We start from the raw sequence: 15,528 nt of genomic DNA on the forward strand, positions 1-15,528 counted from the left end.
GGTTACTCTCTCGTAGCCAGCGAATAATACTCGGCTTTTAACAAGTGGCTTTCTGCAATCCCCAGTTTAGCCAATAGCTCTACAATAAAGTCGGCTTTATTTTCAGCGTCGCGGCTCGACCATGTGCGGCTTTTGATTTCCACATAATATCCGGGTCGCTCAGGCGCAGTAAGACGATCTATATTAATCGCAAACTGGGTATCGTGGAAAAGGAAGCGATGTCTGCGCCGCAATTTGACGATTTCACGCTCTTCGGAAGGGTTCAAATATTCACGATAAAAGCGTACCGATTGTTCGGCAGAAGCGGTAAAGCGAGCGCGACTCAAAATTACCCCAAGCGGATACTCATGTTCGGAGGCTTCCCCTGTTAGAGTAAGGCGATAGCGACTACGCGGGGTGGGGCGATCAAATTCATCGAGATAAATATCCTCACGGATACGTAATTGCCCCTGTCCTGCCAAATCAAAAGAGAAATAGGTATCGTACTGGCGATAGCGTGAAGATTTCATTATCGTTAGCTCAGGGTCGTGCAGGAATTTCTCAACCATCGTCAGATCATCCAGATGTGCCTTGACCTGTACCTCGAAGCTCTCCTCTTGGCTTAAGCCGCCCAATGCCAGCAATTTACGTACAATATCGCCCTCACGCGCCAGCAAAAACTTGTCGATTTTCTGCGCTACCAGCGCCGATTCGCGGGATAGTTCGGCTTCATCCAGCGTCAAAAGTTTGCGATTACGCAGCAACCAACGCCCGTTACAAATCACGTGAGATACATCGCTACCTTTGCTGACATAAACCAATTGCGAGTAAATCGCGTCAGGGCTGCGCTGGAAACGTGGAGTGTTGTGTAACGTGCTGAGATCGACAACCACAATATCGGCACGTTTTCCCGGTTCAAGTGAGCCGATAATATCACCCATGTGTATGGCACGCGCTCCGTAGATAGTAGCCATTGCAAAAGCTTCGGCGGCAGGCAAGGCGGTGGGATCGCCGGAAAAGCCTTTAGCCAGTAAGGCGGCAAGGCGCATTTCCTCGAACATATCCAAATCGTTATTGCTGGCAGGTCCATCGGTACCGATGCCCACGTTTACCCCGATATTAAGCATTGCAACGATAGGCGCAACACCGCTGGCAAGTTTCAGATTACTGGTGGGGTTGTGTGCCACACCTGCCCCCGCATGTTTAAGGGTACGTATCTCACCTTCATCTATATGTACACAATGCGCGGCGATAACTTTGGCATCCAGTATGTTCTGCTTCTTAATCCAAGGAACCACCGGCATATTATTTTCCTTGCGCATATTTTCAACTTCGAGCGCGGTTTCGGAAATGTGAATATGTAGAGGTACATCAAATTCCTGCGCCAGCGCAGAACAAGCTCGCAAAACTTCAGGTGGGCAGGTATAGGGAGAATGCGGACCAACCGCCGGGACAATCAGGGGATGTCCTTTCCATTGCTGGATATATTCGCGGGTGCGTGCCAACGCATCTTCATAACTCGCCGAGTCGGGGCTAGGATACTTCATAACGCTCTGAGCCAGCACTCCGCGCATGCCTGCCTCAGCAGTAGCAGCAGCTATTTCTTCTTCAAAATAGTACATTTCGTTAAAACAGGTAGTACCGGTTTTAATCATTTCCGCGCACGCCAGTTTTGTCCCCAATCTTACAAATTCTGGGTTAACAAATTCGCGTTCTACTGGCATCATGTAACCCATCAGCCACACATCTAGCCGCAAGTCATCGGCTAAGCCACGCAGCAAAGTCATAGGCACGTGGGTATGGGCATTTATCAAACCGGGAATTATCGCCTGACCGCTACAATCTACAACTTCAACGGCATCGTACTGTGCTGCTATAGCTGCGGTAGTGCCAACTGCCAGAATTTTATCTTCTTTTACTGCAATAGAGCCATCTTCAATTACGGTGCGGGCTTCATCCATCAGCACTACTGTGCCACCCGCCAATATATAATCAGCCTTTTCCATTTTTCCTTCCTTTGCTTATGAATAAAAAAAACCGCCCAAATAGGCGGTTAAGGATTTCTTATTTTGCTGATACGCGTGAAGGGACTTGAACCCCTGACCTTTTGGTCCGCAACCAAACGCTCTATCCAACTGAGCTACACGCGCATAATTTTGTAGCTTTTTACAGGTGATAATTATAAGACCTAGCACCTTGTTTGTCAAACCTTGAAAGCTTCTGAAACTTTTGCCTTTCTACATGTGTATAATACTACATAGCGTGCGCTTAGAATAGTCACAATTTAAGGATTGGTGAGACATTGAAACGCTTTAAATTTTATTTTACCTATGCTTGGCGTTCGGTATTGCGTGGAGGGCAACGCAGCTTTTTTGCTATCTTGTGTGTAGCGGTTGGCGTAGCAGCATTGGTAGCGTTACAGGTACTGGGCAGCAGTATTCAGGATACGCTGACGGGCGATACCAAAGCTCAGGCAGGGGGCGATATTGTTCTACGAATAGCTAACTCTCGCGGCACCAATACCAACACTAACCGGGTATTTACCACCGATGATCAAGATAGATTAAATAAATTTAAATCCGATGGTGTAATAACAGAATGGTCTCCCCTGATTGTGCAAAGCACTATCCGTTTGCGCAACTATTTCAGCTTTCCACCCACGCTATACGCGGTTGATCCGGCTACCTATCCGCTCTACGGCAATTTTGAAATAATAGAGCCAAAAGGTAAAAATCTACGTGAGCTAATTGGGCAACCCGGTACGGTAGTGGTCAGTAAAAACCTATGGGAAAAGCTCGGACTAAAGCTCGGACAGGATTTGGAAGCTTCTGGGAGCAACGGGCAAAATATCAAGCTCAAAGTGGTTGGGGAGAGTAATATTGTATTGCCAGGGGTAATCTTTGGGCCGGGGCAATTCTTCGGCTTTATGATTACATCTATACCAACTTCCGCCAGTATGTATGACGCTGCCGACAATTTACCCTCCCAAGTCTTCGTTAAAACTTCTAGCGACAAAGTATTAGACTCTGCCAAACAAACCCTGACTAGCGGGACGCGCTTTAGAGGCGATACTGCTTACGAAATCCAGAGCCAGCTAACCAAAGGCATCAGTATTACCCAAGATTTTCTGTCCTATATCGGGTTGCTATCGTTGCTCGTAGGTGGCATCGGGGTAATCAATACCATGCTGGTGGTTATCGGGCGGCGCACCACCGAAATCGCTACCGTAAAAGCGCTTGGCTTGAAAACGCGCCAGACCCTTTTCATCTTTACGCTGGAAGCCTTATTTCTAGGCATAATGGGCAGCCTATTGGGCGTTATTTTGGGTGAGTTGCTAGGACTTGGCATAAAAGGAGTAGCCGAGGGCTTCTTTGCCCGCCCGCTGGTTTGGTCGCTCTACCCGGGACCTATAATTATAGGTATGTTGGTGGGCGTAATCACATCGGGAGTCTTTGGCTTCCTGCCGAGTTATGCCGCTGCCAGAGTACGCCCGGCGGTAGTGCTACGCGCTCAATCTACGATGGTGCCACGCATCGGCGGTATTCCGGGCTTCATCATCCTACTATTAATGACTCTTGCGCTAGGAATCATCGCGGGTGTTTTGATTAAAAACCTCGTGTTGGGAGTGATAATCGCCTTTATCACGCTGTTATTGATGGCGGTGTTAGTGGGAGTGCTATGGCTCATAATTCTGTTGTTCGGTTTGTTGCCTACGCCTCGCAACCCTGCTATCAAAATGGCGGTGCGTAGTTTCAGCCGCAATAGGGGGCGCACTGCTACCACCGTAATGGTCATGGTAGTGGGGTTATTCTTCATCAGCTTTATTACCTTTGTGGCTGACAGCGTGAAATCCTCCATCCGAGAGGCTTTCGACATTCAGTTAGGCTATAACACTATCGGTTTTACCGGGCTACTGGCAGGCGGTAACACCCCCGAAATTACCGCTAACAATATTGCCAGCCTCAAACAAATACAAGGCATGCAAAAAGTCTTTCCAAGCAATTTTGCCAGCGTAAGACTTGAAGCGATAAACGGCAGCACCCCATCGGGTGGTCGCATTACTATTACCCTAGATGGGCGAGCTTACATAAACGGGGAATCTACCGGAAACACCGCTACCCAGAAAATTGCGGCTGGACGTAACCTTACCCCCGAAGATGCCGATCAGAACGTGATTTTACTCTACAAAAATACTGCCGATGCGCTTGGACTCAAAACGGGTGACAAGCTAACGGTGCGACCTCAATCCACTACAGGGCAAACCAGCCAAACTACCGAACTTGAAGTGGTAGGTATTGCCGAAGAATTTACCTCTTTTGTAAATTTTGAGGACAGCTATGTTGTCCCGTATAATGTGGTAGCCAAACTGGGCACACCCTTTACCCTCTACTATATGCTCATAGATCGCCCCTTCAAGCAAGCCGCGCTTCAGAACGCGCAAGCTATTGTGCCAACGGTGCTAGATTTGGACGATCTGATAGATACCTTTAATCGGCTTCTCGACCAAATTTTGGCGTTTCCCTTAATTCTAAGTCTGCTGAGCCTGTTCAGTGGGGCAATATTGGTAGCGAACAATGTGGCGCTGGCTGTGCTGGAACGGCGCACCGAAATCGGCGTGCTTAAAGCGGTAGGCGCAAAGCGCAGGCGGGTTATGAGTATCCTGCTGTGGGAAAGCGGTTTGGTAGGCTTTTTGGGTGGCTTGATCGGGATAGGCGCAGGCATCCTACTGGCGCTAGGTGTTAACACCTTTTCCTCACCCTCAGATGGGCGGGGCGCAAGCGCGATAACCTTTACATGGTCGCCGGGAGTTGCGGCGCTTCTCATGCTGCTAAGCATCGGCTTGGCGTTGGTAGCTACATTAATCAGCGCGTGGGGCGCAGTGCAAGAAAAACCGCTGGTAGTTTTGCGATATGAATAACAGCTTGAAAGGATAAATATGCCGACCATACTAGAGGCGCAAAATCTGGTAAAAGAACTCCCAATGGGACGCGAAAAGCTCAGTATTTTAAGGGGAGTAAACCTAAAAGTAGAGCAGGGCGAAGTGGTGGCAATTGTAGGACCTAGCGGTTGCGGCAAAACTACGCTGTTGGGCTTAATCGGGGGGCTGGATACCGCTACCAGTGGCTCAATTACGGTTGCCGGGCAAGAACTCAGCCGACTTTCCGAAGACAAACTGGCGGACGTGCGCAACCGCACTATTGGTTTTGTTTTTCAGTTCTTTAACCTTGTCCCTACGTTGACCGCATTGGAAAATGTGGCGCTGCCGGTGCAATTTGACGATAAAAGCCGCTTCCAGCCCGAAAAACGCGCCGCCGAGTTGCTAACATTGGTGGGGCTTGGGCATCGCTTGAAGCACAAGCCTAAAGAATTATCCGGCGGTGAGCAGCAGCGAGTAGCCATTGCCCGCGCCCTTGCCAATCAACCCGCCATCTTGTTGGGAGATGAGCCTACCGGAAACCTCGATAGCGAACGCGGACAGGAGATTCTGGAATTAATTTTCAAACTGCGGGATGAATTGGGTTTGACGGTTATTTTGGTTACGCACGACCCCAAAGTGGCAGCACGCGCCGACCGGGTGTTGCACATGAAAGACGGGCAATTCATCGAGACGAGCGTGATGCAGAGCTAAAAATTTGAATTAATTAGCCGTCCATGTTATTATTGCTATTCGTGCAATGCGCTGGAACTTATTGGTTCGGCGCATTATCATGTAAAGATGTTTCTGGCAAGCTCACTGAGCAAGCTCACTGAAAGGACAAAGCGCAAATGACCAAGCTCAAAACCCATAAGGGTGCGGCAAAGCGCTTCAAACTGAGCGCAACCGGGAAGGTGATGACCCCTAAAGTAGGTCGCTATCACTTCCGGGCAAAGCGCGCTAAGCGTAACAAATATTTGGCGGATAAATCCCTCGTGATGAATCCCGCGCTTAGTAAACATGTTGTGAAGGCGCTACCCTACGGTCTTGATTAGTTAGAATTTCTGGTTACCCCCGGCTGGCTGCGCCCGTGCCAGACCACCCTCACCGGGTTTTAGGGGATTAGAATTTGACCTTGACGGTCAATTTATGGAGGTATTATAAATGCCCAGAGCAACAAACGGCGCAGCGACCCGACGCAGGCACGATAAGATTCTAAAAGCAGCGAAAGGTTTCCGCGGCGCACGCAGCAGACAGTATAGGATGGCAAAGCAGATAGGCATGAAAGCCCTTGCTTACGCCTATCGCGACCGACAAACGCGCAAACGTGATATGCGCGCGCTATGGATTCAGCGTATCAACGCCGCTTCCCGCGAACTGGGTTTGCCCTACAATCGCTTGATTGAAGGTTTGACCAAAGCCGGAGTAGAGGTTGACCGCAAGATGCTGGCAGAATTGGCAGTAAATGATCCGGAAGCCTTCAAGGAAATCGTGGAGCTTGCCAGAAAAAACCAAACTGCGCCCGTAGCAGTAGCCAAATCCGCTTAAGCGCAATAATTATAGAAGTAAGAAACTACAGGGGCGGTGTGAAACCGCCCTTATAAATTTGAGCAGGTTTTATGCCCGAAAAACGCCGACCCGCGCCATTTGGTTCAGCCAGAAAGAGCGCCCCTCCTAAAAGTGACTTCAAGAAACCGCAGCCCCAGCCCGAACCGGAAATTGAGTTGTCCCAGAGCGGTTTTATCACCAGCCTTGAAAATGACAAGGCAAAGTTTGTGCGCTTGCTGCTCAACAAAAAGGAACGCTACGCCTCGCGCCACTTCCTGATTGAAGGGGTCAGGCTGGTTAAAGAAGCCTTGAAAGCGGCAATCGCCCCTACCTTCACCCTGTTTGAGCCGGATTCGCTTCGCAAAACCGAGTCGGGGCGCAGCTTATTGTTCGACCTGAGCGAAATGGTGGAGCAAAAAAAGGGCGCGTACCCGGTTACAGAAAGAATAATCGCAGCGGCTTCCGATACCGTAACCCCGCAGGGAGTAGCCGCCGCCATCCCTTTCCTGACATGGGAAGATGAGCAGTTCGCCGCGAAAAAGCTGCACCTGATTCTCGATGGCTTGCAAGACCCCGGCAATCTCGGTACGGTGTTGCGCTCGGCATGGGCAAGCGGCAATGCGGCGGTTTGGCTCACCGAAAGCTCGGTGGATTTCTATTCGCCCAAAGCGGTACGCGCCGGAATGGGCGCACATTTTCATGTGCCTACCCGGTTCGACCAGAAATGGGCTGATTTAGTAAAGCAGCTCAAGAATTTGGGTATTAAGCAGGTGTTATTGGCAGAAGGCGAAATCTCCGAAGGGGGCGAATCGCGGGCGAGCTATCGCGCGTTGCCGGGCGTGAGCTTGTACGAGGTGGATTGGAATCAGCCGACCGCCATAATCATCGGCAACGAGGCGCACGGACCTAGCGCGGATGGTTGGAAAGCCGCCAATAGCCTTCTGCACATCCCCATGCCCGGTGGCGCAGAATCGCTCAATGCCTCTATCGCCGCCAGCCTCATCATCTTCGAGGCGTTGCGACAACAAACCAATTAATTTCCCGATTCGTTTTAACCCGTAGGGGCGGTTCGTGAACCGCCCTTCATGCCGTTGCACCCATCCCCGCCACCCCACGCGGGCGTGTCCAGCCCCAACCCCCCAATTTTCGGGCGGCGCTTCGCGCGTACGGAATTCCCTTTACTCCTTACCCCCTTGACCTTACCCTCTCCCCAGATTTTTGGGTTAATTTAGAGGAAAGAGCGCCAGAGGCTCAGAGATCAGAGGATTCAGAGTTCAGAGTGGCGCATAGGGGCACAAACCACCACCCGAAAACCATAATTGAGGAAATCGTTGTAAGGGTTGAAGAGGTTGCGGTACACGCAGGACGCATTAGCCTGATTGCTGCCGTCAGAGCCGCCCCGCAGCACTCGACTATCTCCGCTACCATCCACCACCACTTCCGAAGGCTTCCCATACTTGTTCAAGCACCACTCCCACAAGTTTCCGCTCATATCCAACGCCCCGCATTTCGCCGCCCCTTGCGGGTACATGCCCACGCCCACCGCCCGGTTCAGCCCCGCCTCTGCGGTATTGGCATAGCCTTCTCGCCACTCCTCGCCCCATGGGTACTCCCGCGCTTCCGCGCCCCCCTGCGCCGCCCACTGCCATTCCCATTCCGTAGGCAGCCGTATCTGCGCGTTTTCACCCACCACCAAGGGCGTACCCTGCGCATTTCCCGGATTGCCCAATTGTAAGCCCCGCATCCGTTTGTTCAACCACCGCCCATATGCCACCGCCTGATACCAAGAGATTGTATCGCGCGGGTTATTCCACGTTTTGGTGCGCTGTTCAGCCAGCTTTTGCGGTTGGTAATCCTTCGGAAATCCTGCCCACCACTCCCGGTTCTGGTAGCCATCCCCCGCTTTCACAAAGGCTTCATACTGCCCATAGGTTATCTGATATTGCCCGATGTAGAACGGCGCTACCTTGAAAGTAGCCTTTTCTATTTCCACTTCCCCGCCCGGCGCAACAGGCAGCCACGCTATTTCGGGCGTGCCTATCCCTCGCCGAGTATCCCCGATTATGTTCAGCCTATCTCCTATCTCTCGTCTCCGCGCATGTGTAGTTTGCAGTAGGGTTATTTCCCGCAGCAGTCGCGCCTGCTCAGGCTCAATGAATTCTTCTTCCAACACCTCCGGCTTCCACTCCAAACGCTGCTTCATCTCGTACACCAGCAGCAACCGCTCTTGCTGCCAACGCCACGAGTCGGGTTTGCCCCGCTTTAACCATTCTGCCGCCGCGCTTTTCACCTGCCGTTTGAGGATTAAATCTTCCTGCACCTCCTCCAGCCATTGCCGCAGCCGTTTCCAGTTTCGGAATAACGCCTCGTGCGCCACCTCCACTTGTGTTTCATCCATCACCAGCAACCGCGCCTGCGTGAAGGCTTCCACCAGTTCCAATTCCGCTGTCCCGAAACAGGCATGCTCAACGCGCTGGCGCGTGGCAGCAAACTGCCCCTCTACTTCGTTGACCGCCACCAACTCCCGAAAGACCCGTCCCAACAGCCGCTTTTTGGCTTCTTCCTCTCCCGGTAGCTGCGCAAAAACTTGCTCAGCCCGCTTGCCGATTGCCCCCGCTACCCCGCCCAACCCCTCGTAATCCGCATAGGTCAGGCAATGGTCGCGCTTCACCGCCACCTTATACAACTCGTCCAGCAAGTACGCCAGCAACGCCAACGACCCGGCAGCGCTGCCCGTGTCGTGCAGAATCAGCGTGGGCAAGCCTCCCTCAAATGCCAGTCCCGCCATTTCCGCCGGACGCTCTATCATTTGGGACAAGGCGGCAGCGGTAGGCGCGGCTAGGCTGAAAAAGCCCGGTCGCAGCAGTTCCGCCATTATGGGGATTTCGATGGCGCGATGCACAAAATCGTGCCGTAGCGTGGCTACCACCCGCAAGCGCGGATGCTTTGCCAGTGCGCCTAGCATAGCGGTAAACGGTTCTATCGCATCTTGTTTTGCCAGCGTGAACAGTTCCTCAAATTGGTCAATGAACAGCAGCGTTTCCGCCCATTCCGGCGCTTTTACCGTGTCCAATGAAGCCTTGAGTATTTCGCCGAGATAGGCAGGTTCGCGCCGTACATTCTCAATAAAGGTTCTCTTCTTGTCGGGATAATCAAGCGGATGCGGGCGTAACGACTCGAAGGTATTCAGAAAGGCATCAAACAACGCCTCAAACGGTTCTTTTCCGGGCGTGAACTGCACCCCCCGCCAATCTTTGCTGCCGGGAATTGCGCCTGTTTCCAAACGAGGCAACAAGCCCGCGCCCACCAGCGAGGATTTACCGCTGCCCGATGCGCCCACCACCGCCACAAAGCGACTCTCCGCCACCTTTCGCACCAGCGCATCGGTCTCATGTTCGCGCCCGAAGAAGATAGGCGCGTCTTTCTTTTTGAAAGCGACCAAGCCGGGAAAGGGCGAACCATCCCATATAGTAGAAGTGAAAAGGGGCGTTGTTTCTGGCGTGGAATCAGGAATAGCAGGTACAAGCGGACGCTTTAGCAGTTTCTGGACAAGGCTTTCAAGGTCGGTCTCGAACTTTTCCTTGAACTCGGCAGGGCTGGCGTAGCTATTCACGCCACGCTGTATATACCCGGTAGCAGGGTCGTAGAACATGTCGCTCTTGAAAAAGTCTTGCACCTTCTTGTACTGCGCTATGCCTTTATCATCGTCAAAATCAAAAAGCTTTTTCTCGGTGCGATGATAGATGAGCGTATAAGTTTGGGGATTGCTCAGCGCGTCCAGCAATTCATAGTGCGTGCCGGAAGGATATGCTACGCCTTTATAGCTAAAGGGCGTACCCATGCGCGACCACAAGATTACCACCACAATGTCACACTTGGACGGTTTGGGCAAACCCTCGTCAATCGCTTCTTGCGGAGACTTGCTGGCGATCATCGGCGTACCTGCGCCAAGCTTGTCCCATGCCACCGCGCGGAAACTCACCTTGTCGCGTAAAGAGGGGCGGTTGGGCAGATTCGCCAGAACGTCCAACGCCAATTTACGTTCTTCGTTGACATCACCCGGCGATGAAAGAAACACCTTAACCTGTGGTATCTGCTCTGGCATTAGCATACTCCGGTGTAAGTTTATCGGTAACGCAACTACGGTTTAATTATACCCAAAGGGGGAAAGATTCGCTACTTGAAATAAAACCGGGTGTGTCGAGCCACGCCCCTACCAAATCAACCTCAACGCCAAAAAATCGCTGGACAAATGGCGTGAATTAGGCTAAAATTACTACTTGCAAGTAGGTACAGATGGCTGTGCTTGCTGAAAGCAATAAGGCTGAGACGGAGAGAGTAAGCCCGCCGTAACCTTCAGGGAGAAAAGGTCGCAGACTGAAAGCCTTTTCGGAGTAGGCGCGCCGAAGTTCACTCCTGAGCTTGCGGGTGAAAAGCAGCAAGGCTGTGTGAGTAGTCCGGCACGGAAGCATCCCGTTATCGAGCGTTTGAGCGGTTTTTCCTTAGAATGGGAAAAACAACCAGGGTGGTACCGCGTGGCATTTTCTGATAGCGCATTTGGAAGCTGTCGGTTTACCGCGTCCCTGTTGGGGCGGTGGCTGGACGGTTTTTTTATTTTATAAACTCAGGAGGAATCGGCGACATGTCGCAGTTGCAGGAGCAAATAAACCGGGTCAAGGAAACCGCGCTGGAAGAACTGGCGGTGGTAACAGACCTCACCGGGCTTGACGAATGGCGTATAAAATTTCTCGGCAAGAAGGGCGAATTAACCGGCTTCCTGCGGAGTATGGGCGCAGTTTCGGCGGAAGAACGCCCGGCAGTAGGTCAGGCGGTAAACGCGGCGAAAGTAGCGCTGGAAAGCGCAGTGGATGAGCGAGCAGTGGTCTTGAAAGAAGCCGCCATCGAATCGAACCTTGCCAGCGATAGGGTGGACGTAACGCTACCCGGTCGCCCGGTTACGCCCGGCTACATCCATATCATCAACAAGACTCTGCGCGATATTACCGAAAGTTTCACGGCAATGGGCTTTCAAGTTTACGAAGGACCCGAAGTGGAACTGGATTATTACAACTTCGAGCTGCTAAATATGCCGCCCGGACATCCCGCCCGCTCGATGCACGATACTTTCTATTTCAGCGAGTCAACCTTGCTGCGTACCCACACTTCACCTAACCAAATTCGCGTGGCGGAAAAGCTGCAACCGCCCATTCGCATTATTGTGCCGGGCAAATGCTACCGCAGCGAAGCCACCGATGCCACCCACGAGTTCATGTTCTACCAATGCGAACTGATGGTGGTGGATAAAAACGTAACGCTGGCAGACCTGCGCGGAACGCTGGCGGACTTTGCACGCCGCCTGTTCGGGCAAGAACGCAAGGTGCGCTTCCGCTGCGACTACTTCCCCTATGTAGAGCCGGGCGTTGACCTTTCGATTGACTGTGGCGTATGCAAGGGAGTAGGCTGCCGCTCTTGCAAATATACCGGCTGGCTGGAAATTATGGGCGCGGGCATGATACACCCGCAAGTGCTACGCAACGTGGGCATTGACCCGGAAGTGTATAGCGGATACGCCGCCGGAATGGGACCGGAGCGCATTTCTATGCTCAAGTACGGTATTGATGATATTCGCCAGTTCTACCGCAATGATTTGCGCTTCCTGTCACAGTTCGCTTAAAAATCAACATGTAGGTGACAAATGGCTGACCATTTTGCATGTATCGGATACAGGTTCGAAAATCAAGAAGACTGGAATACGCTAATCGTACGCTCTGCGAAGAACGGTGGAATAATTCAGTCCAACTTAGGCTATTACAGTTTGCTTGCCCCCGGCGAAGGCGTAGAAGTTTGGACACAGCTTGACGCAAGCATAGAGGGGAAAATTATCGGCTGTAACCCTCATTTTCACGGAAGCAGCCGGGTAAAAGTGGGAATTACAAAAATCTGGCGAGATGAGGAATGGCCCCTCGAAGGTAGCCTGCATTGCTGGTCTAACCCGGACGAGCAGAACCCAGAGCAGGGCGATTATCCTTTTGTGGTAGATGTGCCTGACCTCGATTTGGCATATGAAAATCTGGCATGCCCCGGTTATGTCACACTACAGCTTGCGGCTTTCGCGCATCAGTTGGAATGCTACCGGGATGAAGAAACCTATTACAATTCGCAAAGCAGACAGCGGAAATTCGCAGCAGAGTCGTTTTTCCCCACCGGGCTTTACCAACAACCCCCAGAAGGGGAGCAAACAACGCCACCCGCCACCGCCATTTTTGCTGGACACATTGAGGCGGTGGAAACTCGCACTAACCCTGATAGCGGCTATGAGTTTCTCTACATGTCGATCAAAACGCTGGCAATGACGATAGATGTAGTAGCCGACTCGGAAATGGTAAAGGGCGAGCCGGTAGTCGGTGGAATAGTATCCGGTAGCTTCTGGATAAGCGGACGGGTTGTGGAATAACAATAATTCCCATCTTGCGGGATATGTCGTGATAAATAATTAATGGAGAATACCAGACCATGATAAAAGCGCCGATTAGCTGGCTAAAAGATTACGTGGATATTGTATGGACACCGGAGCAGATTGCTGCCGGTTTGACCCTGCGCGGTCTGGAAGTGGAAGCGGTTATTCGCACCGGAGCAGGCTGGGATAAAATTGTAGTAGGCGAGGTACTCTCAACCGATAAGCATCCTAACGCCGACAGGCTAGGGCTGGTGCAGATTACCGACGGAACGCGCACCTATCAGGTAATTACCGGAGCAATGAACCTTAAAGCAGGCGACAAATGTCCGCTCGCTTTGCCCGGCGCACGCCTGATTGACGGGCATAAGCTACATGCCGATGGAACACTGGAAGGCGCGCTAGAACGCAAGCGCAGTGAGTTGCCATACTTCACCGTTAAAGCGGGGAAAATGCGCGGCGTAGAGAGCGATGCGGTAGCCTGCGCCGAACTGGAACTGGGCGTGAGTGAAGAGTTCGATGGGATTATGGTACTTGACCCTAGCGCCCCGGTGGGCAAGTCACTGGAAGAAGTGCTAGGCGATGTGATTCTTGACCTCGACCTCAGCCCGAACCTAGGACGCGCCCTATCCATCTTCGGTATTGCGCGTGAAATAGCAGCAATGACTGGGCAGAAAGTGCGCTTCCCTAAAATCGAAATCGTAGAGGATGGCGACCCCGTAGAAGGGAAAATCTCGGTCAGAATTGACGCTCCAGAGCTTTGCTCTCGTTTCAGCATGATGGTAATCGAAGACGTAAAAATCGGGCAAAGCCCCGCATGGATGCAATATCGTTTGCGCGCCACCGACCAGCCCGTGATTAATAACGTGGTGGATGTTACCAACTACGTGATGCTTGAACTTGGACAACCGCTGCACGCCTACGATTATGATGATATTAGCGGCAAGCAATTCATCGTGCGGAGGGCATACCCCGGCGAAAAAATGGAAACGATTGACCACGTAGAGCGCACCTTCACCCCCGAAGTTTTGCTGGTAACGGATGCCGCACGCAGCGTAGGCATGGCGGGTGTCATGGGTGGCGCTGACTCCGAAATCAAGGATACCAGCGTAAACATCGCGATGGAAGGGGCGCACTGGGATTCTTTCAATGTCCGGGCAACCGGGCGCGGGTACTTTGCCAAAGTCAGTGAAGCTGCCAAACGCTTCGAGCGTTTCGTTGACCCTGAACTGACGGTGCTAGGAGTGCGCCGCTCTATTCAGCTAGTTCAACAACTGGCGGGTGGACGTGTCGCTAAAGGAATGATTGATGAGCACCCGGTAAAACACCCTCAGCGAGTGGTGGACTTACCGATTTCGGAAATCCCGCGCGTGCTAGGCATCGAGATTCCCAAAGAAACTATCATCGAGATGTTGGAACAACTAGAGTTTGTAATCGAGGATAAAGGCGATAGCCTTGCGGTTACCGTGCCAACCTACCGCAACGACGTGACTATCAAAGCCGATTTGGTGGAAGAAGTGGCGCGTATGTACGGCTACGATAAAATCCCCGAAAAGCGCATGAGCGGGGAACTACCTGTACAAACCTTCAATAGCGTACTCGCCTTTGAGGATAAAATGCGTGACACTTTAACCGCTTGCGGCTTGAGTGAGATTATCACTTACCCGCTGGTAAACTTGGCAGATTTGGAAAAGCTGCATGCTGGTGGGGTTAGCGCGGAAAACCGCTGGAGCGATCCGGCGAAATTACTCAAGCTGGCAAACCCGTTGAGCAGCGAACACGAATATATGCGCCCTACTTTGTTGGCTTCTACTCTAACAGTTCTGGGTGAAAATCGTCGCTTTGTGAACCGTGTCGCCATTTTTGAAATTGGGCGTGTTTATCTGGTAAGAGAAAACGAACCGCAACCGGAAGAACGCAGGACGCTCTCAATTGCGATGAGCGGAGAGCGCAATCCACTTTCGCGCTTCACCGCTGTTAAAGACACCGAGAAACTGGATTATTTTGACCTGAAAGGGGTGTTGGAAGCAGCATTAACTCGGCTGAACCTGAACGGCATCACCTTTGAGCCATTAAGCGGAGCACCAGTGCTACATCCGGGACGGGCGGCAGCCATTTACGTTACTGTAAAAGGCGAAAAGAAGCAGATCGGTATTCTGGGTGAATTACATCCCAAAGTGGCGATGGCTTTCGATTTGTCGGAAGAGCGTGTGGGAGTTGCCGAACTCGACATTGAACTGATGGTAGAGTTGGCGCAACCTGTACCCTACAAAACCGTTACGCGCATGCCAATGCTTTCCCAAGATTTGGCGGTTATAGTGGAGGAGGACGTACCCGCTTCCAGAATCGAAAAGCTGATTCTCGAAACGGGCGGTAAGTTGTTGGCAAGCGCCACCCTCTTTGACCTGTATCGGGGCAAACCCATTCCAGAAGGCAAAAAGAGCCTTGCGTATCGTCTGGTATTCCAACCGGAAGAACGCAACCTGACCGACGAAGAAGGCAACAAACTGCGCGAGAAAATCGAGAAGCGCTTGACTCGAGAAGTAGGAGCCACTTTCCGAGGTTAATACTTTAAACCCAAAGAGACGGAAGTTTAATTCCGTCTCATCACTTGCTTATCCATACTATCTTT

At 51.9% G+C, this 15,528-nt stretch carries 10 protein-coding genes, 1 tRNA gene and 1 other annotated feature; of the genes, 8 read left to right on the plus strand and 3 right to left on the minus strand.

The annotated features are described in order from the left end of the window. Positions 1–2: 2 nt before the first annotated feature. Together OZ401_RS12345 and OZ401_RS12350 are read right to left on the minus strand one after the other, a co-directional pair. Positions 3–1,985, minus strand: coding sequence for an amidohydrolase family protein (locus tag OZ401_RS12345; RefSeq protein ID WP_341468546.1), 1,983 nt, complete (start codon positions 1,983–1,985; stop codon positions 3–5). A 70-nt stretch (positions 1,986–2,055) separates the two neighbouring features. Continuing rightward, a tRNA-Arg gene (locus OZ401_RS12350) sits at positions 2,056–2,129 on the minus strand. Between the two features lie 152 nt (positions 2,130–2,281). On the opposite strand from OZ401_RS12350, the gene OZ401_RS12355 reads away from it, so the two are divergent. From OZ401_RS12355 to OZ401_RS12375, 5 genes are all read left to right on the plus strand, one after another. Beyond that, the gene (locus OZ401_RS12355; protein ID WP_341468547.1) at positions 2,282–4,897 is read left to right on the plus strand and encodes an ABC transporter permease; all 2,616 of its coding nucleotides are present in this window, start codon (positions 2,282–2,284) and stop codon (positions 4,895–4,897) included. Between the two features lie 18 nt (positions 4,898–4,915). Then, positions 4,916–5,608: an ABC transporter ATP-binding protein gene (locus tag OZ401_RS12360; protein WP_341468548.1), complete on the plus strand. Its 693-nt coding sequence runs from the start codon at positions 4,916–4,918 to the stop codon at positions 5,606–5,608. 137 nt (positions 5,609–5,745) lie between these two features. Beyond that, entirely contained in the window at positions 5,746–5,949 is a 204-nt protein-coding gene (rpmI, locus tag OZ401_RS12365) for a 50S ribosomal protein L35 (protein WP_341468549.1), read from the plus strand. Positions 5,950–6,058: 109 nt separating this feature from the next. Continuing rightward, positions 6,059–6,442 (plus strand): 50S ribosomal protein L20, encoded by a 384-nt coding sequence (gene rplT / locus OZ401_RS12370; RefSeq protein ID WP_341468550.1) that lies wholly within the window; start codon positions 6,059–6,061, stop codon positions 6,440–6,442. Positions 6,443–6,513: 71 nt separating this feature from the next. Beyond that, positions 6,514–7,479: a TrmH family RNA methyltransferase gene (locus OZ401_RS12375; protein WP_341468551.1), complete on the plus strand. Its 966-nt coding sequence runs from the start codon at positions 6,514–6,516 to the stop codon at positions 7,477–7,479. A gap of 230 nt (positions 7,480–7,709) precedes the next feature. Here OZ401_RS12375 and OZ401_RS12380 read toward each other — a convergent pair whose 3' ends face one another. After that, complete coding sequence (locus tag OZ401_RS12380; RefSeq protein ID WP_341468552.1) at positions 7,710–10,547, minus strand: nSTAND1 domain-containing NTPase; 2,838 nt, start codon at positions 10,545–10,547, stop codon at positions 7,710–7,712. Positions 10,548–10,759: 212 nt separating this feature from the next. After that, positions 10,760–11,030, plus strand: a binding site (T-box leader). 54 nt (positions 11,031–11,084) lie between these two features. On the opposite strand from OZ401_RS12380, the gene pheS reads away from it, so the two are divergent. Genes pheS through pheT form a run of 3 tightly spaced genes read left to right on the plus strand, consistent with a single transcriptional unit; the run spans position 11,085 to position 15,463 of the window. After that, positions 11,085–12,116 carry a phenylalanine--tRNA ligase subunit alpha gene (gene pheS / locus OZ401_RS12385; protein WP_341468553.1) on the plus strand — a complete coding sequence of 344 codons (1,032 nt, stop codon included), beginning with the start codon at positions 11,085–11,087 and terminating at the stop codon, positions 12,114–12,116. A gap of 21 nt (positions 12,117–12,137) precedes the next feature. Continuing rightward, entirely contained in the window at positions 12,138–12,896 is a 759-nt protein-coding gene (locus OZ401_RS12390; protein ID WP_341468554.1) for a hypothetical protein, read from the plus strand. Positions 12,897–12,955: 59 nt separating this feature from the next. Continuing rightward, positions 12,956–15,463 carry a phenylalanine--tRNA ligase subunit beta gene (gene pheT, locus OZ401_RS12395; protein ID WP_341468555.1) on the plus strand — a complete coding sequence of 836 codons (2,508 nt, stop codon included), beginning with the start codon at positions 12,956–12,958 and terminating at the stop codon, positions 15,461–15,463. The last annotated feature ends 65 nt before the right edge of the window (positions 15,464–15,528 follow it).

The organism is Candidatus Chlorohelix allophototropha, assembly GCF_030389965.1.
Lineage (GTDB): Bacteria > Chloroflexota > Chloroflexia > Chloroheliales > Chloroheliaceae > Chlorohelix > Chlorohelix allophototropha.

Coding starts and splice junctions, on each gene's coding strand:
- OZ401_RS12380 (WP_341468552.1), bottom strand. CDS start 10,547: ATGCCAGAGCAGATACCACAGGTTAAGGTGTTTCTTTCATCGCCGGGT.
- rplT (WP_341468550.1), top strand. CDS start 6,059: ATGCCCAGAGCAACAAACGGCGCAGCGACCCGACGCAGGCACGATAAG.
- OZ401_RS12390 (WP_341468554.1), top strand. CDS start 12,138: ATGGCTGACCATTTTGCATGTATCGGATACAGGTTCGAAAATCAAGAA.
- OZ401_RS12345 (WP_341468546.1), bottom strand. CDS start 1,985: ATGGAAAAGGCTGATTATATATTGGCGGGTGGCACAGTAGTGCTGATG.
- pheT (WP_341468555.1), top strand. CDS start 12,956: ATGATAAAAGCGCCGATTAGCTGGCTAAAAGATTACGTGGATATTGTA.
- pheS (WP_341468553.1), top strand. CDS start 11,085: ATGTCGCAGTTGCAGGAGCAAATAAACCGGGTCAAGGAAACCGCGCTG.
- rpmI (WP_341468549.1), top strand. CDS start 5,746: ATGACCAAGCTCAAAACCCATAAGGGTGCGGCAAAGCGCTTCAAACTG.
- OZ401_RS12360 (WP_341468548.1), top strand. CDS start 4,916: ATGCCGACCATACTAGAGGCGCAAAATCTGGTAAAAGAACTCCCAATG.
- OZ401_RS12375 (WP_341468551.1), top strand. CDS start 6,514: ATGCCCGAAAAACGCCGACCCGCGCCATTTGGTTCAGCCAGAAAGAGC.